The organism is Mycobacterium sp. ITM-2016-00316 (assembly GCF_002968335.2).
GTDB lineage: Bacteria > Actinomycetota > Actinomycetes > Mycobacteriales > Mycobacteriaceae > Mycobacterium.
This window is the reverse complement of sequence record NZ_CP134398.1, coordinates 40,290-62,465: the sequence shown is the minus strand read 5'-3', so window position 1 is coordinate 62,465 and position 22,176 is coordinate 40,290. Positions and strand designations below refer to the sequence as shown.

At 67.7% G+C, this 22,176-nt stretch carries 22 protein-coding genes; 6 read left to right on the top strand and 16 right to left on the bottom strand.

Features of this window, described 5'->3' with window-relative positions:
* Positions 1 to 29: 29 nt before the first annotated feature.
* From C6A86_RS00295 to C6A86_RS00250, 10 genes are all read right to left on the bottom strand, one after another.
* A complete protein-coding gene (locus C6A86_RS00295) occupies positions 30 to 317 on the bottom strand; it encodes a WXG100 family type VII secretion target (RefSeq protein ID WP_105361621.1) in 288 nt (95 codons plus the stop codon).
* A 29-nt stretch (positions 318 to 346) separates the two neighbouring features.
* On the bottom strand, positions 347 to 649 hold the full coding sequence (locus tag C6A86_RS00290; protein WP_105361622.1) for a WXG100 family type VII secretion target: 303 nt from the start codon (positions 647 to 649) through the stop codon (positions 347 to 349).
* A 91-nt stretch (positions 650 to 740) separates the two neighbouring features.
* Positions 741 to 2,084 carry a PPE family protein gene (locus C6A86_RS00285; protein ID WP_233212846.1) on the bottom strand — a complete coding sequence of 448 codons (1,344 nt, stop codon included), beginning with the start codon at positions 2,082 to 2,084 and terminating at the stop codon, positions 741 to 743.
* A gap of 42 nt (positions 2,085 to 2,126) precedes the next feature.
* Entirely contained in the window at positions 2,127 to 2,423 is a 297-nt protein-coding gene (locus C6A86_RS00280; RefSeq protein WP_105361624.1) for a PE family protein, read from the bottom strand.
* 178 nt (positions 2,424 to 2,601) lie between these two features.
* Positions 2,602 to 4,350, bottom strand: coding sequence for a type VII secretion protein EccCb (gene eccCb / locus C6A86_RS00275; protein ID WP_311100981.1), 1,749 nt, complete (start codon positions 4,348 to 4,350; stop codon positions 2,602 to 2,604).
* The gene (gene eccCa / locus C6A86_RS00270) at positions 4,347 to 6,584 is read right to left on the bottom strand and encodes a type VII secretion protein EccCa (RefSeq protein ID WP_105364695.1); all 2,238 of its coding nucleotides are present in this window, start codon (positions 6,582 to 6,584) and stop codon (positions 4,347 to 4,349) included. Before eccCa ends, eccCb begins: the two co-directional genes overlap by 4 nt.
* A complete protein-coding gene (gene eccB, locus C6A86_RS00265; protein WP_105364696.1) occupies positions 6,581 to 8,131 on the bottom strand; it encodes a type VII secretion protein EccB in 1,551 nt (516 codons plus the stop codon). Before eccB ends, eccCa begins: the two co-directional genes overlap by 4 nt.
* Positions 8,132 to 8,133: 2 nt before the next feature.
* On the bottom strand, positions 8,134 to 9,855 hold the full coding sequence (gene eccA, locus C6A86_RS00260) for a type VII secretion AAA-ATPase EccA (RefSeq protein ID WP_105364697.1): 1,722 nt from the start codon (positions 9,853 to 9,855) through the stop codon (positions 8,134 to 8,136).
* Positions 9,848 to 10,291: a secretion protein EspD gene (locus tag C6A86_RS00255; RefSeq protein WP_105364698.1), complete on the bottom strand. Its 444-nt coding sequence runs from the start codon at positions 10,289 to 10,291 to the stop codon at positions 9,848 to 9,850. The genes eccA and C6A86_RS00255 overlap by 8 nt, the downstream gene beginning before the upstream one ends.
* An 8-nt stretch (positions 10,292 to 10,299) precedes the next feature.
* The gene (locus tag C6A86_RS00250) at positions 10,300 to 11,157 is read right to left on the bottom strand and encodes an ESX secretion-associated protein EspG (protein WP_105364699.1); all 858 of its coding nucleotides are present in this window, start codon (positions 11,155 to 11,157) and stop codon (positions 10,300 to 10,302) included.
* A gap of 423 nt (positions 11,158 to 11,580) precedes the next feature.
* On the opposite strand from C6A86_RS00250, the gene C6A86_RS00245 reads away from it, so the two are divergent.
* Positions 11,581 to 12,891, top strand: coding sequence for a MinD/ParA family protein (locus C6A86_RS00245; RefSeq protein WP_105364700.1), 1,311 nt, complete (start codon positions 11,581 to 11,583; stop codon positions 12,889 to 12,891).
* A 7-nt stretch (positions 12,892 to 12,898) separates the two neighbouring features.
* Here the strand turns inward: C6A86_RS00245 and C6A86_RS00240 are convergent, their stop codons facing one another.
* Complete coding sequence (locus C6A86_RS00240) at positions 12,899 to 13,597, bottom strand: transcriptional regulator (RefSeq protein ID WP_105364722.1); 699 nt, start codon at positions 13,595 to 13,597, stop codon at positions 12,899 to 12,901.
* A gap of 345 nt (positions 13,598 to 13,942) precedes the next feature.
* Here C6A86_RS00240 and C6A86_RS00235 point away from each other — a divergent pair, with 345 nt between their 5' ends.
* The gene (locus C6A86_RS00235; RefSeq protein WP_199196303.1) at positions 13,943 to 14,233 is read left to right on the top strand and encodes a WhiB family transcriptional regulator; all 291 of its coding nucleotides are present in this window, start codon (positions 13,943 to 13,945) and stop codon (positions 14,231 to 14,233) included.
* A gap of 69 nt (positions 14,234 to 14,302) precedes the next feature.
* Here C6A86_RS00235 and C6A86_RS00230 read toward each other — a convergent pair whose 3' ends face one another.
* Positions 14,303 to 14,770, bottom strand: a complete 468-nt coding sequence (locus tag C6A86_RS00230) for a hypothetical protein (RefSeq protein WP_142407031.1) — start codon at positions 14,768 to 14,770, stop codon at positions 14,303 to 14,305.
* 253 nt (positions 14,771 to 15,023) lie between these two features.
* Here C6A86_RS00230 and C6A86_RS00225 point away from each other — a divergent pair, with 253 nt between their 5' ends.
* Genes C6A86_RS00225 through C6A86_RS00215 form a run of 3 tightly spaced genes read left to right on the top strand, consistent with a single transcriptional unit; the run spans position 15,024 to position 17,054 of the window.
* The gene (locus tag C6A86_RS00225; RefSeq protein ID WP_105364702.1) at positions 15,024 to 15,980 is read left to right on the top strand and encodes a pirin family protein; all 957 of its coding nucleotides are present in this window, start codon (positions 15,024 to 15,026) and stop codon (positions 15,978 to 15,980) included.
* Positions 15,970 to 16,263 (top strand): GNAT family N-acetyltransferase, encoded by a 294-nt coding sequence (locus C6A86_RS00220; protein ID WP_105364703.1) that lies wholly within the window; start codon positions 15,970 to 15,972, stop codon positions 16,261 to 16,263. The genes C6A86_RS00225 and C6A86_RS00220 overlap by 11 nt, the downstream gene beginning before the upstream one ends.
* On the top strand, positions 16,260 to 17,054 hold the full coding sequence (locus C6A86_RS00215; RefSeq protein ID WP_105364704.1) for a thioesterase family protein: 795 nt from the start codon (positions 16,260 to 16,262) through the stop codon (positions 17,052 to 17,054). The genes C6A86_RS00220 and C6A86_RS00215 overlap by 4 nt, the downstream gene beginning before the upstream one ends.
* Here C6A86_RS00215 and C6A86_RS00210 read toward each other — a convergent pair.
* The 3 genes from C6A86_RS00210 to C6A86_RS00200 form a co-directional block, all read right to left on the bottom strand.
* Positions 17,048 to 17,551: a pyridoxamine 5'-phosphate oxidase family protein gene (locus C6A86_RS00210; RefSeq protein ID WP_105364705.1), complete on the bottom strand. Its 504-nt coding sequence runs from the start codon at positions 17,549 to 17,551 to the stop codon at positions 17,048 to 17,050. The two genes, C6A86_RS00215 and C6A86_RS00210, sit on opposite strands and share 7 nt — an antisense overlap.
* An 83-nt stretch (positions 17,552 to 17,634) precedes the next feature.
* The gene (locus tag C6A86_RS00205) at positions 17,635 to 18,303 is read right to left on the bottom strand and encodes an enoyl-CoA hydratase-related protein (RefSeq protein WP_105364706.1); all 669 of its coding nucleotides are present in this window, start codon (positions 18,301 to 18,303) and stop codon (positions 17,635 to 17,637) included.
* A complete protein-coding gene (locus C6A86_RS00200; RefSeq protein WP_105364707.1) occupies positions 18,300 to 18,908 on the bottom strand; it encodes a TetR/AcrR family transcriptional regulator in 609 nt (202 codons plus the stop codon). Before C6A86_RS00200 ends, C6A86_RS00205 begins: the two co-directional genes overlap by 4 nt.
* Before the next feature lie 78 nt (positions 18,909 to 18,986).
* Here C6A86_RS00200 and C6A86_RS00195 point away from each other — a divergent pair, with 78 nt between their 5' ends.
* Positions 18,987 to 19,928, top strand: a complete 942-nt coding sequence (locus C6A86_RS00195; protein ID WP_105364708.1) for a DUF808 domain-containing protein — start codon at positions 18,987 to 18,989, stop codon at positions 19,926 to 19,928.
* Between the two features lie 50 nt (positions 19,929 to 19,978).
* Here the strand turns inward: C6A86_RS00195 and katG are convergent, their stop codons facing one another.
* Positions 19,979 to 22,165, bottom strand: coding sequence for a catalase/peroxidase HPI (katG, locus tag C6A86_RS00190; RefSeq protein WP_105364709.1), 2,187 nt, complete (start codon positions 22,163 to 22,165; stop codon positions 19,979 to 19,981).
* Between the last annotated feature and the right edge of the window lie 11 nt (positions 22,166 to 22,176).

Genomic DNA, 22,176 nt, shown 5'->3' with positions numbered 1-22,176 from the left:
CTGGTCCGCCCACCCCTCGCGCCGTCGTGCTAGATGAACATCCCGGTGACACCCTGCTCGACCTGGAACATGTTCTGGCCGGAATCCCGGATGGTCGCTGCGAGGTTCTGCAACGCGGCGTTCAGTTCCGCCGAGGTGCTGTCCCATCGCGCCTGTACGGCCTGATAGGCCTCCGAGCCGGAACCACCCCACACTGCGGCCAACGATGCGAGCGAGGCCTTGCCCTCGTCCAGCAGACCCTGAGTGCGTGCGACATAACCGTCGATCTCGCCGGCGGATCCTTCGATCCCGCCGAATTCCCAAACCTGGTTGCTCATGTGTTATCTCCTTCTGTGGCTTCTCGGGATCAGAGGTTCATCGCGGACGACAGGTTTGCGGCCTGGTCGTCATCTGCTGTGGTGTACTGCGTACCCGAGGTCTGGATGTTCTGGGTGATGTCGTTGAGCTCCTGGACCTGGCGGATGGCGGCCTCGTGGAAGCGCAGAAGTGCGGCCTGCCCGGCGGTGCCTGCCTGACCGACCATCTGGGCGGCCAAAGCCCCACCAGTGGACTCGACCTGGCCGATGACGGTCTTCAGCTCTGTGGAGATGGTCTCGAAATGGGCTGCCTCCTTGGCGAGGACAGCGGCATCTGTATTCATCTGTGCCATGCTCGGTACTCTTCCTGTTTTCCTGTGTCCTCACCACGGATGGCGAGTCTTCCAGCCCCCTCGGCCGGGAAGTCTTGTGTTGGTGGATGATTCACCAGTCATCATCTTCTTCTTCGTCTTCGCCCAGATCGTGGGCCAACTGGGACGGCGCCGCGAGACTCTGCCTGTTGCCGCCCCGCTTGCCCGCACTGCCCATGCCGCCCATCGGGGCGCCACCGGCCCCGGCGCCCACCGGCGCCAGTCCCGCGCCGGCCCCGCCGGCAGCCGCACCGGTCGGTACCGCGGCGCCGGCTGCCGGCTGGGCGATCAGGCTGTTCATCAACGGCGTGCTCGCCAGCGTGCCGCCCGCGCCCGGCAGCGACGCTGCGCGCACCAGGCCCGCGCCGGAAGCCGGTCCCGTCCCGCCGGCCAGCGGGTGGTTCGAGAACGGGCTCGCCCCCATCAACCCGAACTGCGCCCCGTGGTTCATGCCGCCGGAGCCCATCTGACCGAACATGGAGCTGACCTGCTGCAGCGGGGAAACCAGCTGCTGCATCGGTTGGGTCACGGTCTGCATCATCTGCTGGGGCGCCTGCATCGCCATGGAACCCAGTTGCGAACCGAGCTGCATACCCATCTGCGCGCCCTGCTGCACACCTTGCATCAGCTGCTCGGGCTCGCCCTGGGCCTGCTGCGCGGTGTTCTCCGCCTTGCGCGACTGGCTCTGCGCCGCGACCGATGAGAAGTTCGCCTGTGCGGCGGCGCGACCGGCATGCAGGCCGGCGGATTCCACCGAAGCCTGGGCCGCGACGTGTCCGAACGCCATCTCGCGCATGACCGAACCGGGCAGCGTCGCCGCGATCCGACCGGTGGCCATGCCGAGAGTGGCCTCACCGACGCCCGGCATCACCATGGGTTTCAGTGGCGCGATCGGCTCGAAAACGGTGTTCGCGGCCGTCTCCAACTGGTACCCGTGCATCGCCACGGCCGCCTGCGTCCACATCCGCACGAAATAGTCGAACTCGTTGACGCCGATCGGCACGGCATTCACCCCGAGGAAGTTGGTCGCCTCCAGCACCGCGTGGGTGACGTGATTCATCTCGATCTCGACGAGCGGTGGTGTGACCGCCATCGCCAGCAAATAGGAGTTTGCCTGCGCGATGGCCTGCATGGCCCGCTTCTGGGCCTGCAGAGCGCTGGTCCGGAGCCACACCACCATCGGCATGGTCGACGAGATCGCCCGCTCGCTGGCCCCGCCCTGCCATGACCCCGCCAGTGACGCCAGGCTCGCCGACAACTCCTCTGCCTGGGTCTCCATGGCGATGGACAACATCTCCCAGGCAGCCGCCGCCTGGTACATGGGCGCAGCACCGGCACCGGCCATCAATCGGCCGGTGTTGACCTCCGGTGGCAATGCCGCATACAGCATCGGCACAATTGCGGGTACCGTCGTCATAGTTTGCTGGACCCAGTCTCGTCGAGGACGGCGGAATACCGGTCAGGAAAGCGTGGCAGCCGACTCGGCGTCCACCGTCGTGTAGATCCCGGAAGCCTCCAGGTAGGCCGCTCCGGTGCGGGCCAACTCCTGCTGCGCAAAGGCATTCAGCGCAGCCATCTGGACGCTTTCGCTGGCGAATGCCATCACGGCCTGCGCCGAAACCTCCTCGGCACCGGCCGGGATCAGGGCGGCGGCCTCCGTGGTCGCGGCCGTCCCGGTCGCCAGACCGCGCGAACCGTTTGCGATGACCTGATTACCGATACCCAGAACCCCGGGATTGTGTTGCAGCGGTTGCATGTGCAGATCCTCCTCACAGATTCCAAACGTGCTGGAAAGGCTCCTGTAAAGGGGGGACGCAGCTGTTGCTCCGTCGCATCAGAATCGTTCCCCCGACTCATTTGCTAGCGCGTTGCCGTCAATTTTGCTGAGCGGCTCAGATTCCATACTAACCGCGGTTTGGGGGTGCTCGACACACTTATTCTTCGGGGGGGTCGATATAGGCCGCCTGCACCACTTCCTTGCCGTCCGGCGACACCAGAAGTGCCTGGCCAGGAGGTCTGCGCTTGAGCTTAAACTGGCTCGACGGGAACTCCGTCTTGTCACCGGACAGGAACAAGGTCGGAGATCCCGCCCCGAACGCGGCGCCGACGAACTTGTCCATCGTCGCCCGGTGCGCCTGGCTCATCTGACAGGTCACCACGACGTGCAGGCCGATGTCGGCGGAGGCCGGCAACAGCGGGGCCAGCGGCGCCATCGGCGGGATCATTCCGCCGGCCGCCACGATCATGTGCCAGTCGTCGACCAGCAGCACCACATCGGGCCCTGTCCACCACGATCTGGCCCGCAGCTGAGCGGTGGTCAGGTCAGGTGGGGGCAGACGTTTCTTCAGGTTGGTGGCCAGCGCCTTGATCGACTCATCCAGCGAGGCACTGTTGCGGTTGACGGCGCCCGCGTCGAGCAGGTGGCTCTGCGGTACCGCGTCCAGCAGACCGGACCGGTAATCGGCCAGCATGAACCGGACCTGGGTCGGGTCGTTGCGGGCGCAGATCGCCTGCGCCACAGCAGCCGCGATCGTCGTCTTCCCCGACTTCGGAGCGCCGAAGATCAGCAGATGCGGCGTCACCGACATGCTGTTGTAGGCAACCGACAGATCGGATTCCCGAATGCCTACCGGAACCGTCCATCTGGTCCGGTAATCGGCGTCCGGGCCGGGTGGAGCCGGATCCAGTTCGTGCAGGTGGATACGCTCCGGCAGCACCCGCACCCGCGGAGCTTCGTCGGTGTGCAGCGAGGCGATATGGTCCACCGCCGCGGTGATGGCCGGGACGATGTCGGCCGCACTGTGCACGCCATCGAGGCGGGGCACACCCATCATCAGGTGATGCTTCTCCGTCGAGATGGCGCGCCCCGGCCGGTTCGCCGGAATGTCCCGGGTCATCCGGTCGACCTGGGTCTCGTTGACGTCGCCCAGGCGGAATTCGACCTTGGTGCCCAGATAGTCACGCACCCGCGACTTCAGCTCGGTCCAGCGCGGCGTGGAGATGACGGTGTGCACCCCGAAGGCGAGCCCCTGGCCGGCGAGATCCTGCACCACCGGTTCCAGATCGGGGAATTCCGACACGAATGCGGGCCAGCCGTCGATCACCAGGAACACATCGCCGAAAGGATCGGCGGACGCCGGATGGTTGGGGTCGTCACGCATCTGCCGATAGGTCGCGATGGAGCCGACGCGGTACTGCTTGAACATCGCTTCCCGCTGTCGCAGTATGGCTTTCATCTCGGCGACGGCCCGGTTGACCCGGTCGGGTTCGGAACGGGTGGCCACCCCGCCGACGTGCGGCAGGTCCTCCAGATACATCAGGCCGCCGCCACCGAGGTCAATGCAGTAGAACTGGACCTGGCGCGGGGTGTGGGTGGCCGCCGCCGAAAGCACCAGGGTCTGCAGGAATGTCGATTTGCCCGTCTGTGGGGCCCCGCCGATCGCGATGTTGCCCGCCGCCGCGGATACGTCGATGCCCCACACCTCCTGGCGGTGCCGGCGCGGCTCGTCCATGATGCCGAGACCGAAGCGCAAGGGCTGACCCTGATCCCGCTCCACGAGTTCGTTCACCGGCGTCGGATCGGTCAGCGGCGGCAACCACATCTTGTAGGCGCGTTCCTCGCCGGTGGCCAGCTGGCCGAGCACGACCTCGCGCAGCACGCGCGGCTCTTCTGCTGTCGTCATCGCGACGTCACCTCCGTCGCGTCCATCATCGGTGCGGCCGTGAACGGCTGGATCCGCACCCGGCTGGGTGCATGCGGCCGCGGGGCCACGTCGCCGTCGGCGGTGATCGCCGAAGCCGGAAGATAGTTGGTCCCGGTGTAGACACTGCGAAATTTCACCGGGTCCTCCATGCCGACCCGCAAGAAGCCCACACCGCTCTCCTTGTTGGTGATGTACTGCGCCTCCGGAGTCCCGATCACCGCCTTGGACTCGGCGGAGCTGGTGGTGCGCAGCGCAATTCGATAGGTCAGGTTGGGTTCCAGCTTGTCGATCCGGACACCGCCGGTGTTCAGCGACTGGGTCGCCAGCAGCAGGTGCACCCGCAGCGACCGGCCGACGCGGCAGATGCGGTCGAACAGCGCGATGAAGTCCGGGTGATTCTGCAACAGCTCGGCGAACTCGTCGACCACGACGAACAGGGTGGGCAGTGGCGCCAGATCTGCTCCACGTTCCCGGTGTTTCTCGTATTCGGCCACACCGGACAGTGCACCGGCCGCCCCGACCTGGATACCGGCCTGACGCAGGATGGATTGCCGCCGGTCGAGTTCACCGGAGAGCACCTCGCCCATGCGGCTGACCAACTCGGCTTCCTCTTCCATGTTGGTCACCACCGCCGCGGTGTGGGGCAACTTCTCCATGCCGAGAAATGTCGAACCGCCCTTGAAGTCGGTGAGCAGGAGGTTCACCTGATCGGGATGGTGGGTTGCGGCGAGTGAAAGAATCAGCGTGCGAAGGAATTCCGACTTACCGGAGCCCGTCGTGCCGATCAGCATGCCGTGTGGTCCGGCACCGAACTCGGCGCCTTCCTTGATGTCGAGATGCATGATGTCGCCGGTCTTGAGTTCGTGACCGAACGGGATCTTCAACCGGTCGCGGTCGGTGTCGGTGAACATCCGCCACCGCGACGGCGTCACCTCCTCGACCGTCTGCGCACCGACCAGCTGATGCCATTCGGTGGCGACCTTCTTCTGCACCCGGGTGCTCTTGTCGATGATCGTCCCGGTGATCGACCACCCGGCCAGCTTGCGGGCCACCCGCCCGGCCTGCGCCGGCGTCATGCGGTCGGCCGCATTGACCACCAGCCGGAACGTCTGGTTCGGCAGCCGGTCGTCGGCGCTGCCGTCGGCGTCCAGCCGGATCCGATAGGCCGACCCGCGATGGTTGCCGAGGGTGATGACGGTGACGCCGGCCCGGCCGTCCACCGGAAATCCCGCCTTGCCGCCCGTCAGATCGACCACGACGACGTAGGGCCCGCTGGGAGCGGCATCGGCGGTGTGCGGCCCGCGCGCGGTCAGATCGGACAGACCGTCCGGGCGGGTGAAGACCAGCCGGGTCGGCCCGGCCGCGTCGGTGTCGGTCTGATGCTGAACGTGCGGAAGCCATTTCAGCCAGGTCCAGTCCGGATCCTCCGGGTTGTCGGTGAGCACCCGGATCTGCACCAGGTCCGGCGGATGGAAGACCGCCAGGTGGCAGATCATCGCGGTCAGCAGTCCCGCCGCGCGCTCGCCGTCGCCACCGATCGCGATGGTGGGGAAGGTCCTCAGCTGCACCAGCTTCGGGCAGTCGTGGATCAGTCCGTGGGTGCGCAGGAACTTGATCAGCCACATGTGACTCACCGGCTCCAGGTGGGGCTGCGGTGCTCCCGACGGCCCGGACAGCTCACCACCCACCGCGGGCTTGAGCAACCGGTCCACCGCGGGCTCGGCGCCGACACCGATCCGGGCGGCGGCGTAGAAGTCGGCGTTGGCCTGCCGCGACCACTGCCGGTTGGTCCCGATGATCGACAACAGGTCTTCGGGATGTGGCGCGTGGTAGTTGAAGAACGTCACCTGTGCGGCCGCCGAGGTGGTCACCCGGGCACGCAGGCCGGCCAGATAGCGCAGGTATTCCTTACGGTCGGCGTTGATCTCGGGCACCCGCTTGCCGCCCGGACCGCCACCGGCCATGAAGCCGACGGTCGCCATGATCATCATCAGCGGCATCATCAGCATGTAGGGCGACAGCTGCCGGATCCCGGTGAAGATCATGATGCCGATCATCCCGAGCATCCCGCCGCCCATCACCCAGGGCAACGCCTTCTGGATGCCCGAGGGCGGGATGTCGATTCCGAGGTCATCCGGTGGAGTGATGTTGATTTCGCCCGGCGTGAGCCGTGGCCCCCGCTTGATGATCGGGGTGAATTTCTTCGTCGTCATCCACCGGCTCCTTCGGGCGGCATCGGGGAACCCGGTGCCGGGGCGGGCAGCCCGCCGACCGGGGCGCCCGGCGCGGCGGGTGCCTGCGCGACTGGCGGAGCCGCCTGGTTGTTGCTGAGTCCATCGACCTTGCGCGGGTTCGGATCCGGGGGGAGCGTGTCGTGTTCGAGCAGGGCGGACTGTTTGGTCAGCACCGGGCCATCGATCAGCAGGCTGACCACCTGCCAGGGCGCGGTCTGCGGTCCGCTCAGGCCCAGGGCGCCCGCGGTGTCCTCGTTCGGCAGCCCGTACCGCACGCCCTGCGGGTCGATGTAGTAGAGGCTTTCTCCGTACCGGGGATCCGGTGACTGCAACCGGATGAACTGCCCCCCTTCGATGAACACCGTTGCGTTACCGGCGATCTGCTCGATACCGCTGTCGAGTCGCGACGCCGGGACGGGCAGGTGCCTGCCGCTGATCACGGTCTGGCGCGGCGCCTGGTCGCCGGGCTCGCGCTGCCAGCTCCAGCACAGCGTCGGAGCGTCGTGGCGCAGTCTGATATCCATCGGCTCGTCGGGCAGCGGCGAGACGAAGACCTGCTCGGGAATCGCCGCGACATCACTGGCCTCCACCGATGGGGAGGTGATGAGGCCGAATGAATTGGTGGCCCGCAACGCGGCGGCCGTGGTGCCGTTGACCTTTGCCACCCCGTCGGGTAGCACCACATAGCGTTGTTCGGTGTTGTCGGTGATGGTCTTGAAGACCGCGCCGATCACCAGATTCGGTGGCAGCCCCACGGTGTTCGGTGCGCCGGCCGACGGGACCGCGGGCAGCTGCCAGGGGCCGACGTTGGGGAGCGCGTTGAACAGGCCCTCCGAGATCGGGGTCGCCCTGGCGGTGACCGGAATGCCGACGGCCGAGGTGATGGCGCGGTCGGCGAGGTCGATGGAATGCCTGCCATCGTCGGTCACCAGCCAGGTGCGGTCCTTGAAGGAGACCAGGACACCCTGGCTCGGCGTCATCGGCCCGACCGACGCGTCCACCGACAGCGGCATCACCAGCGCGGAGGTCTGGACCTCGGGAGCCACACTGTCGGGCTTGATCACCGTGTCGCACAGCGACCACGAGGATGTCGGTGCGCCGACCGGGGTGGCGTAGGGCGCACCCGGGATGCCGATCGGCTGGCCCTTTGGCATCCGGTTCAGCTCTTCGGACTTGACCGCCGACGGGTTGGCCGGGTTGCCCAGCACCAGGCGCGCAGAGGTCAGGTTGTAGACCGGCCGCAGATCATCGGAGCCGGGAACCAGCACGTACAACTGATTGGTGGTGCGATCCACCAGCAGGGTGTCCGAGCCCCGCTTGCCGAGCGGTTTGAAATACGCGAGCAGTACCGCGCCCAGGCAGACGACCACGGCGATGACGATGCCGGCCGTCACCGCCCGGCTGTAGAACTGCAGGGGATCATCGAACATCCGGGTGTCGCGCCGTACGATGGCGTGCTCGACGCGGCGCAGCAGAAAGCGCCAGCCGCTGACCTGGACCTTGGTGGTCAACCGGAACCCTGCCACCGCTACGCGCCGATGTTCAATCGGCCGTGCACCGCGGCGATCGCGGCGGCCATGTCTTCGCCACTGATCTCGCTGAGCTGTTCGACGCCGAGGCTCTCGATGTCCAGCGATCGGGCCAACCGCATGTCCCGGCTCTGCTCACCGGCTTCCACCAGTTGGCGGGCGTAGCGGCCGTTTCCGGCGATGTCCAGCGCCGGCTTGCCGTTCAGCAACCGGTCGTGCAGCAGCGTCGCAGCGTCGTGCACCCTCTTGGCGGCGTCCTCGCTGAGCTGTGAATCATTGTCTTCGGCAATGACTTTGGCGATCTCGACGATATCCTCGGCCGAGTAGGAGTCGAACTCCACCCGGGTGGCGAAGCGGGACCGCAGACCGTCATTGGTCTCCAGCAACCGGTCGATGTCGGCGCTGTAGCCGGCGATGATCACCACCAGACGGTCGCGGTCGTTCTCCATCCTGGCCAGCAGCGTGTCCAACGCCTCGGTGCCGAATGGGTCGGCGCGCCCGTCGCGCTCCTGCACCAGCGTGTACGCCTCGTCGATGAACAGCACACCGCCGACGGCGCGGTCGATGGTGCGCGAGGTCTTGACCGAGGATTGACCCTCGTACTCGGCCACGAAGTCCTTGCGGGAGGTCTCCACCAGTTTCGGTTCGGCGATCACGCCGAGGCCGGCCAGGATGTTGGCCACCACCCTGGCGATGGTGGTCTTGCCGGTGCCGGGCGGGCCGGTGAAGATCATGTGCTTGGACTGCTGGGCGACCTTCATGCCACGGGCGGCACGTACCTTCGCCATCTGGGTCGCCGCCCGGTACTTCTCGATCTGCTCCTTGACCCTGCTCAGACCGATCTGGCGGTCCAGCTCGGCCTGGGCGTCGGCCAGCAGTTTCTCCCGGCCGGAGGTGTCGGCCTGCACGCTCGCCGGATCCCACGGGTCGGTGCGGGCGGCGATCTTCTCGGCCGTCGTGGTGGCCAGCCGATAGGACGGATCCTTTAGGGCCGCAGAGACTTTCGGCGACGGGTGGGTGGCCTGCAGCCACTCCAGCAGAGCGATCGCGGCATCCTCGTTGCCCTGGCTACGCCGCGCCATCGCCAGATACCAGGCGATGGCCGGGGCGCAGGCCTCCCCCGCCGGCGACGAGTTGGACTCGGTGAGCCGCCGCTCGGCCTCGGTGGACAGCCCGAGGTTGGTCACCGCGACCCCGTGCGCGACACCGGCGGCCGCACCGAGGAACTTGTCCGGCCATCCGGACGCCGCGCGCACCTCGTCGATGACGTCGGTCCAGCGTTCCGCGGCACCGTAGATGACCGCCTTGATCCACGACACCAGGTATTCGGCACCCATCGCGGGAGCGTCGTCCAGGGCTTCCATGGCATCGGCGAAGTTGCCCTCGGCGGCCTCACGCACCGCGAACGCCATGGTGATCGCCAGCGGTGAATTCACCGGGTAGGTGATGTCGCCATAGAGGCCACCGATCGGGATGCGGGCGTTGAGGCTGTTCATCGAGATCTCGGCTGCGCCGGCGAGCTGACCGAAGTTGTTCCGCGAGTACCACGCCCGGAACAGGGTGGCGCGGTCGGTGTCACCACAGCGCAGCCGGCCCACCCAGGCGTCGCAGGCGGTCTCGTCGACGGAGGTGATCTCGGTGAACAACTCCAGGGCTCGGGCCGGGGCCGTCGGCAACATGCCGACGGCCGTACCGAACAGGCTTGCCAGGTGTTCAGTCATGGTCACCTTGATACCGGGTCGCGAAAACCTCTGCCCGCGCGGCGTCCGCATCCTCCGGGGACGGCAGCCCGACAGCGCGGTTCAGGAAGTCCCGGGCGTCGACGGTGTCATGTCCATGGTCCTGCATGCCCTCGAGCATGTACGAGAACTGCGCTGCCCTGGCGCGCTGGGTGGCCAGCCCGGCGATCACCACGATCTCGGCCGCCAGCGGTTCCTCGCCCGCCTCGGCCGCATCGGGGGAGAGTTCGACGCGGTCCACCCGCCCGTCGAAGAACGCCGAAACCGTCACGGTGCCGGGTGGATTGGTGACGGTGAAGATCGACTCGGCGGGTACGTCGGGTTCAGCAGGTGCCCACGGCTGATAGACGTCGAATGCGTCGAGCCCGTAGTCACCGTCATCCTCGGAACCGTGGGCGGCGTGCGGCGAATTCCCCATCGTCGCCCTCAGTCGCCGTCGTAGTAGAAGTCGGCGTCGGCCTTTGCCTCGAACCAGGCACCCGCGGGCAGGAATGTCATCAGTTCGTCGAGTGCCCGCTGCAGATTGTCCTGGCTGCCGGGCAGGAAACTGCCGAACAGCTCGCCGTTCACCTTGCGCGGAATCGACACGATACGACCCAATGCGGAGTCCAGCACGCCGGCCGCCACGTCGGCCTGGGTGTAGGTGCCCCCGGAGTGGCGTTCGGTCGCGGTGATCTCCACCCAGCTGCTGGGGTTGGCGGTCGCCTCGGCATAGATGCGCGCCGAGGCGGGGGCGATGCCGAACTGTGCCAACTGATTCGGAGAACGCGATTCGGCCAGCCGGCTCGACACCCCGGTCATCGGTTCCACGTCGGCGGGCTCGGCCGTTCCCAGCACCGCGGTAACCATGCCGGCCAGACCGACCTGTGGAGCCACCCGTTGCAGCACCAGCAGGTCGCCGTCCCTGGCGGCGATGACATGGCGGTCACCTTTGCGGCAGACCACGAAGCGCACCATCTTGCCGCCCACATCGCGGCGCCACCACCGTCCCTCGAGCATGCGATCCGAGCGCGACAGCGAGTCCGCCATGGCCGCGACCTCGGGGTGCGGCTTACCGTGCAGATCGAGTACGCCCTGGTCGGTGAGATCACCGGCGACCTTCTCCCACACCTTGTCCCGTAGTTCGGGCTGCGGGATGTTGGGCCGGATGCCCAGCGAGGGCGGGAACTCCTCGAGGCCGAGTCGATCCGCGATGACCAGCATGCCGTCGATGGTCACCTCGACGGCGATCACGTCGTCGTAATGCGTGGGCTCACCGTGCCCGGCATAGGAGGAGCTAGACATCGGCTACCCCACCCGCACCGCAGAGCCCAGCGCGACGGATGCACGCAGCTGGTCGGTGTGACGACCATGGTGTGACATGTTGCTCCTCCCCCTTGCTGACAATCGTCGCGCTGCTGCTGCCGACGCGGGCCGATTCTCCGGATTTACCGTAAAGGCGGCTCGACTCATCTGTCCGACCCCTTCGTCTCACACCAATTGCCGACTCGCCGCGGCGAGTCGGCTGCCGTCTCCGAATCCCTTCCCCTGCATCGACCCTAACAGCGCCCGACTACCCCCAGATGCACCAATTTTTGTCCGTCACCTGGGGCGATCCCGCTTGCTGCGGCTCCCTCCGGCGCGGCCGCACCCCGACCGCACGGCGCGGTGGTTGATACTGGTGCGGGCCGGTGAACGACTCGACGACGGCCCAGGAGGAGGTCCGCGATGAGCGACCGCGATGACGCGCTGCGCCGCGAGTTGGGCTGGACGGGGCCCGTGGAGACCGATTATGAGCCTGCCCCGGAGAAGATCGGCAAGCCTGCACCCGAACCCGTGCCGTCGCGCCCGCCGGTCGATTACGTGCCGCCCGCCCAGGAGTCGAGGACGCACGGCGCCGACACCGGCCCCATCCCGCCCCAACGGCCAGCGGCCCCGCCGGCGAACTGGCCACCGCAGGGACCGCCACCGGGACGTCCGCCCGTGGCGGGGCCACCTCCGAACCGGCCGCATCCCGGCGCCCCCGGACCTGGTCAGCTGTACCCGACTCCGGCGTGGCCGCCGCCGGGCCGGATGCCCGCCGCGCCACCGGCGTCCTATGCCGACCGCATCCCGGTCCACGATCTGGTGCCCATCCAGCGGGTCCCACCCGGCCGGGGCTGGCGGCGGCTGGTGTTCCAGGCGTCGTTCGGTCTGATCAATCTCGGGCCGTCCCCCGACGAACTGCGTCAGGCCGAGCTGGAAGCCAGGATTCGCGGCGTGCTGCGCGGGCACTACAAGATCGGCGTACTGGGCAAGGGCGGTGTGGGAAAGACGACCGTATCCGCCAGTGTGGGTTCGGTTTTCGCCGAGCTGCGGCAGGATGACCGGGTGGTGGCCATCGATGCCGACACCGCCTTCGGCAAGCTCGGAAGCCGGGTGGACCCCAAGGCGGTCGGCTCCTACTGGGAGCTGGCCTCCGACCAACACCTGGAGACGTTCGCCGACATCCGAAGCCGGGTCGGCAACAATGCCGCCGGCCTGTTCGTCCTCGCTGGTGAGGGCACCCCGGCGCGCCGCCGGGTGCTCGACCCGGCCATCTACCGCGAAGCCACCGCACGGTTGGACCGCTACTTCAGCATCTCGATCGTCGACTGCAGTTCCACCATGGACAGCGCGGTCACCCAGGAGGTGTTGCGTGACCTCGACGCATTGATCGTGGTGTCCTCCCCGTGGGTGGACGGCGCCGCAGCGGCCGGCCAGACGATGGACTGGCTGGCCAACCGAGGGTTGACCGGCCTGCTGCAGCGCACCGTGGTGGTGCTCAACGATTCCGATGGACATGCCGACAAGCGCACCCGCGGCATCCTGGCCCAGCAGTTCTCCGGTCAGGGCCAGGCGGTGGTGGAGGTGCCCTTCGACGGCCAGCTGCGTCCCGGTGGTGTCATCGCGGGGACCCGGGTGATGTCGGCGCAGACCCGGCGTAAGTTCCTCGAGATCGCCGCCGCGCTGGCCGCGCATTTCCCGGCCGGCGACGATCGCCACCGGGAACGTTTCTGAACGAGACTCAGTGCCAATCGATCTGGGTGATGAGCTGCTCGACGGCACCGATATCGTCGTCGGACACCGGCTGTTCCGCCTCGGCCAGCACGATGACATCCTCGGTGACGCCGGCCGCCTGCGCGGTTTCGGCAATCGTCAGATTGGCGCGCCGGCGCGCGGCGTAGAGCCGCTGGCCCATGGTCGCCGTCGGGGCGGTCGCCGCGCGCATCGTCAGCTCGTCGATACGGGTGCGCACCGTGCTGAGCGCTCGGATGAGATCCGGGGTCACCTGGATGCGCGCGGCGCGTGCCGCGACCGCCTCAAGCTGGCGCAGATCGCCGAGGATCGCGGTGGCGCGGGCGGTGAACTCGGGCTCGGTGACCGCGGGTAACGCATCGATTGTCGACCCGAACGTGTTGGCAGCGGCGACCACCGCCTGCGCGATCAGCGAGACCTCATCGGCGGCCCCCATCGGAGCCGGCGCGGCGGCCCGACGCGATGCGGTCCCGTCGGCCGGTTCCCCGCGGCGCAGGCGTTCGATGGCACCCGGCGGCCACTGCAACACCGATTCCAGCTTGGCTCTGGTGGCTTGTCGCGGCCAGCTGCGGCCCTTCTCGAACGCGATGAGCGCGCCGGCGTTGATCACGCCGTCGGCGGCCAGGCTGCGCTGGCTGACGTTGAGCGCGCGGCGTCGCGCCGCCGCGGCGGCTCCCGCGCGCACCATGCCGGGGTCGTCACCGGGTTCGGCTTCGACCACGCGCACGTCCCTCCTGGCAGCCGGTTGTGATCCGCTGATGGTAGCTAAACCTAGAGCACTGCTATGGCTTGGGGTGTCATTGCCACGCCGGGCCGTCCCGGTTGAACCGTATCGATGCGATGGAAAAACCGTAGCGCTACGCGGCAGAGCGGTCTCGCATTCCTCCATTTCAGCGGCGTGGCGCCGCATCAGGCGCGACCAAACCCGAGACCCCTGGCCCGTTGCGATTTATCAAACTGTTGCATCGCTACGGTTTGTGATCTACATTCGTCTGCACCACGGCAGTTGAGCCGCCGCACAAGGAGAGACACCATGAATGCACTGGGCATGGACGGATTGCCGATCGGCGAATGCACCCGCAATCCCGACCTCTGGACCAACACCGACGACGAGCAGGCCAAGGCGATCTGCCGGATGTGCCCGCGCCGGTGGGCGTGCGCACGAGAAGCCTGCGAACTGCCCCGCGCGGAAGGGATCTGGGCGGGAATCTGCGTACCGGAAGCCGGTCGCGGGCGCACCTTCGCGTTGCGCCAGTTGCGCTCACTCGCCGAACGCAACGGCTATCCGGTGCGGGTGCCCAGGCTCTTCCTGGAATCCGCCTAGACCTGCCGCTCCCGCTGCCGTTTTTGAGGGGCCGGCAGCGGGAGTGGCGCCCTCGGCTCGGCGGGCTGATCAGACCTTGGCGATGAAATCCGAGGTGTAGACCTCGGCGGGCTGCTGCGAGAACGGGGAGGGACGCTCCACCGAGACCCAGACGCCGGTGGTGCCCGAGTCGATCGGGGTGGTCACCGTGACGTACGCCGCGCCCGCACCGTCGGTGTGCACCCGAACGGGGGCCACCCCGCAGTCCGCCGAACCGCGCGGCATCTGAAAGACCTTCACGTAGTAGTCGGTATTGGGCCGCGCGGTCTGCAATTGCACGTCGACCGCCACGGAGTCGGCGGCGGCCGGGTGTACGAAGGCAACGGCGCGGGCGTACCCGGTGCGCCAGGTGTATTCCGCGACGCTGTAATCACAGGCCCGCACGATGCTGGTCATGGGCATCACGGCCGCACCGGCGGGTGCCGCCGCCGCAAGGCCGGAACTGGCCGACAGTGCCGCCAACGCGGCCATCAGCACTTTTGCGCCCCGATGCGCCATGTCGCCCAACCCTTCAGAAGTTACTCGCCAGTAGCATTTTAGCTTCTCGAACGTCAATTTTGACGGTCCCCGGGGGTGATCGTGGTCACCGTCGACCGCGCGGAATACCGCGGGCCCGCGCTCGGTTGAGATGACCGACGGTGCCGGTCATGCCCCGGGTACCACTGAGATAACCGTCGCTTCGTGCGACCACTTGCCGAGAGGCGTCATGCCGGCACCGTCCTCGAACCTCCCCCGGTCTACCATCGGCACGGTGAGCAACGTCGATCCCTCGCCCGACGAAGTCGATTGCCGCGCATCGCGATTCACCGGTGTTCTGCAGGCACGCGAGGTGCCCCTCGGTGGCCCCCGGGCGATGCTGGTCCGCCGCACCCTTCCTGCCAAAGAGCGCTCGATGATCGGAGCCTGGTGCTTCGCCGACCACTACGGCCCGCACGACGTCCGTTCCTCGGCCGGGATGGATGTACCGCCCCATCCGCATACCGGATTGCAAACCGTAAGTTGGCTTTTCGAAGGCGAGATCGAGCACCGGGACAGCGCGGGCATGCACGCCATGGTGCGTCCCGGTGAGATCAACCTGATGACGGCCGGCGCCGGCATCTGTCATTCGGAGGTGTCGACGTCTGCGGCCACCGTTCTGCACGGCGTGCAGCTGTGGGTCGCCTTGCCGGACTCCGCCCGCGACACCGGCCGCGATTTCGCCCACCACATACCCGAGGCCACGATCGTCGGCGGCGCCACGCTGCGGGTCTTCCTCGGCCAGCTCGCCGGCAGCCGGTCACCGGTACACACCTTCACCCCGCTGCTCGGCGCGCAGATCGATATCGACCCGCGGGCGACCGTGAACCTGGACGTGGACCCGACCTTCGAGCACGGCGTGCTGCTGGATGCGGGCGACGTCGAAATCGGGGGCACCGCGCTGCAGCGCGCCGATCTCGCCCACCAGTCCCCCGGCTGGGATCGTCTCGAGATCGTCAACCGCTCAGATGCGCCGGCCCGGCTGATCCTGCTGGGCGGGCCGCCTTTCGGCGAGGCCCTGTTGATGTGGTGGAACTTCGTCGGCCGCAGCCACGACGAGATCGTCGCCTACCGGCAGGCCTGGCAGGACGGTGCCGACAGGTTCGGGGCGGTCACCGGATACCAGGGTCCCGTCTCCCGCCTTCCCGCTCCGACGATGCCCGGCACTAGGCTCAAACCCCGTGTCCGCTGAACACACCGACCGCACCGGCGCGCAGGCCACCGTCGCCGCCGGAGACCGGCAATTCACCATCTCGGTCGACGGCCGCCGGGTGGGTCTGATCGATTTCCACGACCGTGACGGCGTGCGCACCTTCACCCACACCGAGGTTGATACGGCGTTCGGCGGACGCGGCCTGGCCACCATTCTGGTCGAAGAGGCCCTACGGGCCGCCCGCGAGGCCGATCTGCGCATCGCCTCGCACTGCTCGATGGTGACGCAGTACATCGCCAAGCACCCCGAGTATCAGCAGTGAGCGCACGACCGACGGCGTACTACACCGCCGACGGTGACGACTTCATCCCCACCAGCATCGCCCGGGGTCCGTGGGGCGAGACCATCAGCGGCAATGTGCTCGGCGGACTGCTGGGACACGTCATCGACCGCGATTTTGGCGACCCCGACCTGCAGCCCGCCCGCCTCACCGTCGACCTGTTCCGGCCCGCCGCACTGGCGCCGCTGACCATCCGCACCGAACCCATCCGCACCGGCCGCCGGATCCGGGTCGTCGATGCCCAGGCAGTTCAAGGCGGCGAGGTGGTGGGCCGCGCCAGTGCCGTGCTGCTCCGCCGCGGTCCGGCAGCGCCGACACGGATCTGGACCACTCCGGTCGACATCCCTGCCCCGCCCGGGCCTGATCGCGTACCCACCGATGCGCCGATGCAGCTGGTGGCGCACGGCGCAGGCAGCAGTTCAGATCTGAGCGCGTGGCGACACACCGGGCCCAAGCACATCTGGCTGCAGAACGTCGCCCCGCTGGTCGAGGGGCAGCCGATGACGCCGTTCGCCCGGGCCGCGATGGCCGGTGATGTGGTGAGCTCGCTGACCCACTTCGGGCCCGATGGGCTGCTGTACATCAACGCCGACTACACACTGACTCTGAGCCGGTTACCCGAGGGCCCGGAGATCGGGCTGAGCGCGCTGACGCACTACAGCGACGCGGGTGTGGCCACCGGGACCGCCACCCTGTTCGACCGGCACGGCCCGATCGGCAGCGGTATCGCCACCGCGCTGCTCAGCCCGGGATTCGCGCCACCGGATCACTGATCCAGGTACTGGGCGGTGCTGCCGCCGAGCGGCACGGCGGGCATGCCCAGCTTGCGGTGATCCCAGCTGCGCCGCCGCGACTCGACCACCCGGACGCTCACCCTGTTGTTCATCATCTGCTCCACAAAGGGTTTCATCTCATCGGTGTAGGGGCCGGTATAGCGTTCCCACACACTGATGCCCACCCGCAGATTGGTCTCCGGGTCGTCGACGATCTCCGCGGTGCCGTCGATGGACACCCCGCGCAGGGTGTCGTAGGTGTGGCCGTCCTCGATCATCACCGTGATGGTGGGGTCGCGTCGCAGGTTCACCGCCTTCTGCGATTTGGCCTTCGTCTCGAACCAGATCTCACCGTCGAGGACGGCGTACCACATGGCCACCAGGTGGGGCCGGCCGTTGGGCAGCACCGTCGCCATGGTGGCGGTGCGGCTGCGGTCGATGAACTCGGTGATCTCGTCATCGGCCATCACGATCTTGGCGCGCTGATTGGTTCCCATGATCAATCCTTATCAGGCTGTCGCCGCGGTGACCGTCACCGGGATGCCGTTGAGCGCCCCGTTGCCCGACGGCCAGTCGGTGCTCAACGGGGTGCTGCGGCGGCCATGAGCACCTCGGCGGCCGGACCGAACATCGTCGTCTTGATCGCCCCGAGGGTGCCCGGATCCTTTCCGGCCAACGGCCGCAACAGGTCCAGGGCGGCAGAGGTGACCGCGCCTTCGGCGGCGACGGCGTCCACGATCCCGTAGGTCTTTGCGTCCGGGGCGCCGAACCGCCGGCCCGTGGTCATCGATGCGACGGCCGCCTGCGGTGTCAGCTTCGCCTGGATCAGGGCGGCCATACCGGGGGTGAAGGGAATCCGGATATCGGCCTCCGGGAAACAGAAGTATCCGCGGTCGGTGCGCATCACGCGGAAGTCGTGGGCTGTGGCGAGCATCGCCCCGGCCCCGAAGGCGTGCCCGACGATGGCGGCGACCGTCGGGATCGGCAGGGTGAGCACTCGGGCCAGCAGCGTCTGCACCTGCCCGACGTACCACTGGGTCTGCTCGCCGTGGGCGGCCAGCCAGTCCAGGTCCAGACCGTTGGTATAGAACTTGCCGGTCGCGGTGGTGACCAGACCCGCGGCCCCGTCGGCGAGCACCTGATCGAGCAGGGCGTGCACGGCGTCCAGGAAATCGGGAGTGAAACGGTTCTCGTCATCGCCGAGGGTCAGGACGGCGATACCGTCCACCTGGTTCAGGGTCGGTGTCATCGGTGTCGTGCCTTTCGTGGTGGTGGTCCGGTCGCGAGCACCGCACGCACGGCAGCGCTCAGCTGCGCGCGGGCGGTCGGATCGTGCAGCCGGTTGCGGCTGAGCAGGATCGCGGTCGGCAGATCGACGACGCAGGTGGTGACGGTGTCGACCGCGGCGGCATCGCGGCGTGCCCACAGCTGCTCTGCGAGCTGGATCATCAGCTCCACCAGCAGGGTGTCGAGGCCGAGCAGCTCAGCGGTGAGCTGGTCGGAGAGCTCGGGTCCGAGGATCGCCTCGCGCCGCACCGAGAGGACCAGCCGGGCCGATTCCGGGTGGTGTTCGGCGAAGACGCCCGGTGCCTGGGCGGCGGCCACCACGGCCTCGACGCCGACGGCGGTACCGACGGCCGCGCGCTGGGCGGCCAGAAACCGGGTGCCGGCCCGCAGCCAGGCACGGGCCATGAGCTCCGATCGCGACGAGAAGTTGTGGTAGAGCGCGCCATTGGACACGCCGGCCGCCGAGGCGACGGCCCGTACCGTCACCGCCGCCGGCCCCTGGGCCGCCGCGAGGGACTCCACCGCGTCGAGCACGGTGTCCAGGTCGTACACACGGGGGCGGGGCACGGCACGACTGTAACAGAGCATTTGCTCTGTTACAGAGGCGGTACGCATGGGCGTGCACCACCGGCTAGCCTTCGGTACATGAGCGCAGGCCTGTTCGCCCTCCTCGACGATGTTGCCGTCCTGGCCCGCCTGGCCGCCGCGTCGATCGACGACATCGGCGCCGCAGCGGGTAAGGCCACCGTCAAGGCCGCGGGCGTCGTCATCGACGACACCGCCGTGACACCGCAATACGTGCAGGGTATTCATGCGTCCCGCGAGCTACCGATGATCAAGCGCATCGCGATCGGGTCGCTGCGCAACAAGCTGTTGTTCATCCTGCCCGCGGCGCTGTTGCTGAGCATCTTCGCGCCGTGGGCACTGCCCTATCTGCTGATGGCGGGTGCGACGTTCCTCTGCTTCGAGGGCGCCGAGAAGGTGTGGGGCTGGATCACCGGCGAAGACGCGCACGCCGCTCCCGTCGCCGTGGCCGGCGAGGATGCCGAGAAGACCCTGACCTCGGGCGCCATCCGCACCGACTTCATCCTGTCGGCCGAGATCATGGTCATCGCGCTCAACGAGGTGGCCGACCAGACGTTCTGGCTGCGGCTGGCCAGCCTGATCGTCGTCGCCATCGTCATCACCGCGGCGGTGTACGGCGTCGTCGCCCTGATCGTGAAGATGGACGATGCCGGTCTGGCACTCGCGCAGCGGTCCTCGGCGTTCGCGCAGAAGGTCGGCCGCGGCCTGGTCGCGGCGATGCCCAAGGTGTTGGGTGCACTGTCGATCATCGGCACCGTCGCGATGCTGTGGGTCGGCGGCCACATCCTGCTGGCGCAGAGCTACGAAGCCGGTTTGCGGCCGCCCTACGACCTCGTCCACGACGCCGAGCACTGGGTATCCCATGCGATCGGTGTCGCCGAGGGCGGGGTGGGCTGGTTGGTCAACACCGGAATCTCCGCGGTGGTGGGCCTGGTGATCGGCGCCATCGTCGCGGCGGTCGTACACGTGCTGCCGTTCGGCAAAAAGAAACAAGCCCACTGACCACATCCAGGCCGGCCCCGAAGGGACCGGCCTGGAATGAGGGCTGCAGGTTAGACCAGATCCGCGTTGGTCACCTTGGTCCACGCGGCGACGAAGTCCTTGACGAACTTCTCCTTCGCATCGTCCTCGGCGTACACCTCGGCCAAAGCGCGAAGCTGCGAGTTCGACCCGAACAGCAGGTCGACCCGGCTCGCGGTGTATTTCGGTGCGCCGCTGGCACGGTCGGTGCCCAGGTAGGTGCCGTCATCAGCCGGTGACGGTCCCCACTTGGTGCCCATGTCCAGCAGGTTGACGAAGAAGTCGTTCGTCAGGGCGCCCGGGTTGTCGGTGAACACACCGAGTTTGGTGCCGCCGTAGTTGGTGTCCAGCACGCGCAGACCACCGATCAGGGCGGTCATCTCCGGACCCGAGACACCGAGCAGGTTGGCCTTGTCGATGACCTCGTACTCGGCGGGCAGCGACGCACCCTTGCCCACGTAGTTGCGGAAACCGTCCGCCTTGGGCTCCAGGTATCCGAACGACTCGACATCGGTCTGGTCCTGGGTGGCGTCCCCACGACCGGAGGTGAATGGCACCTCGACATCGAATCCGGCTGCCTTGATGGCCTTTTCGAGGCCCACCACGCCGCCGAGGACCACCAGATCGGCGAAGGACACCGCGACGCCGGCCGAAGCCTGGATCTCCTCGAGCTTGGCGATCACCTGGGACAGCTCGTCGGGCTCGTTGGACTCCCAGCCGATCTGCGGCTGCAGGCGGATGCGGCCACCGTTGGCGCCACCGCGCATATCGCTGTTGCGGTACGACGCTGCCGCCTTCCACGCGGTCGAAACCAGCTGCGACACACTCAGACCCGATTCGGCGATCGCGGCCTTCAGCGTTGCGACGTCGGCATCGCTGACCGGGGTTCCGGCCGGCACGACGTCTTGCCACAGCCAGGTCTGCTGGGGAACCAGCGGGCCGAGGTAGCGTTCCACCGGGCCCATATCGCGGTGCAGCAGCTTGAACCAGGCCTTCGCGAACTCCTCGGCCAGCTCCTCCGGGTGATCCAGCCAGCGCCGGGTGATCTTCTCGAAGCCGGGATCCACCCGCATCGAGAGGTCGGTGGTGAGCATCGCCGGATGAGTCTTGCCGTTGCCCTGGGCCATCGGTACCGAGTTGGCCCAGCCGCCGTCCTTGGGTCGCCACTGGTGGGCACCCGCGGGGCTCTTGAACAGCTCCCACTCGTTGCCGTAGAGGATCTCCAGGAAGCTGTTGTCCCACTTGGTGGGTGTGTGCGTCCAGGTCACCTCGAGGCCACTGCTCACGGTCTCGTTGCCGACGCCCGAGTTGGCCCAGCCCAGACCCTGCGACTCCAGCGGCGCGGCTTCGGGCTCGACACCGTTCTCGACATCGGTGGCGCCGTGGGTCTTGCCGAAGGTGTGGCCGCCGATGATCAGCGCCGCGGTCTCGACATCATTCATCGCCATCCGGCCGAAGGTCTCCCGGATATCGGTGGCTGCCGCCAACGGATCCGGGTTTCCTTCCGGGCCTTCGGGATTGACGTAGATCAGACCCATATGGCTGGCACCCAGCGGGTTCTCCAGCCTGGTCCGGTCGCCGTTGGCGCCGGCGTAGCGCTCCTGGCTGCCCAGCCACTCGTGCTCGGCGCCCCAGTAGACGTCCTCCTCGGGCTCCCAGTAATCGGGGCGACCGAAGGCGAATCCGGCGGTCTTGAAGCCCATGTGCTCGAGCGCGCGGTTGCCCGCGAAGACCAGCAGGTCCGACCAGGACAGCTGCTTGCCGTACTTCTTCTTCACCGGCCAGAGCAGACGACGGGCCTTGTCGAGGCTGACGTTGTCGGGCCAGCTGTTCAGCGGGGCGAAGCGCTGCATGCCCTTGCCACCGCCGCCACGGCCGTCGACCACCCGGTAGGTGCCGGCCGCGTGCCAGGTCATCCGGATGAAGAACGGTCCGTAGTGCCCGAAGTCCGCCGGCCACCAGTCCTGTGAATCGGTCATCACCGCATCGACATCGGCGGCGAGCGCATCGACATCGAGGGACTTCACGGCCTCGCGGTAGTCGAACCCGGGATGGGGGTTGATGACCTCGGGGTCCTTCTGCAGGATCTTCAAGTTGACCGCGTTCGGCCACCAGTCGCGGTTACTGCCACCCTCGACGGGAGGCTTGATCAGCATCGGGCACTGAGCCTCGGCGGGCTCGGTCTGCGCCTCGCCTATCGGGGGACTTGTCTCGGCCATTGTGGATCCTT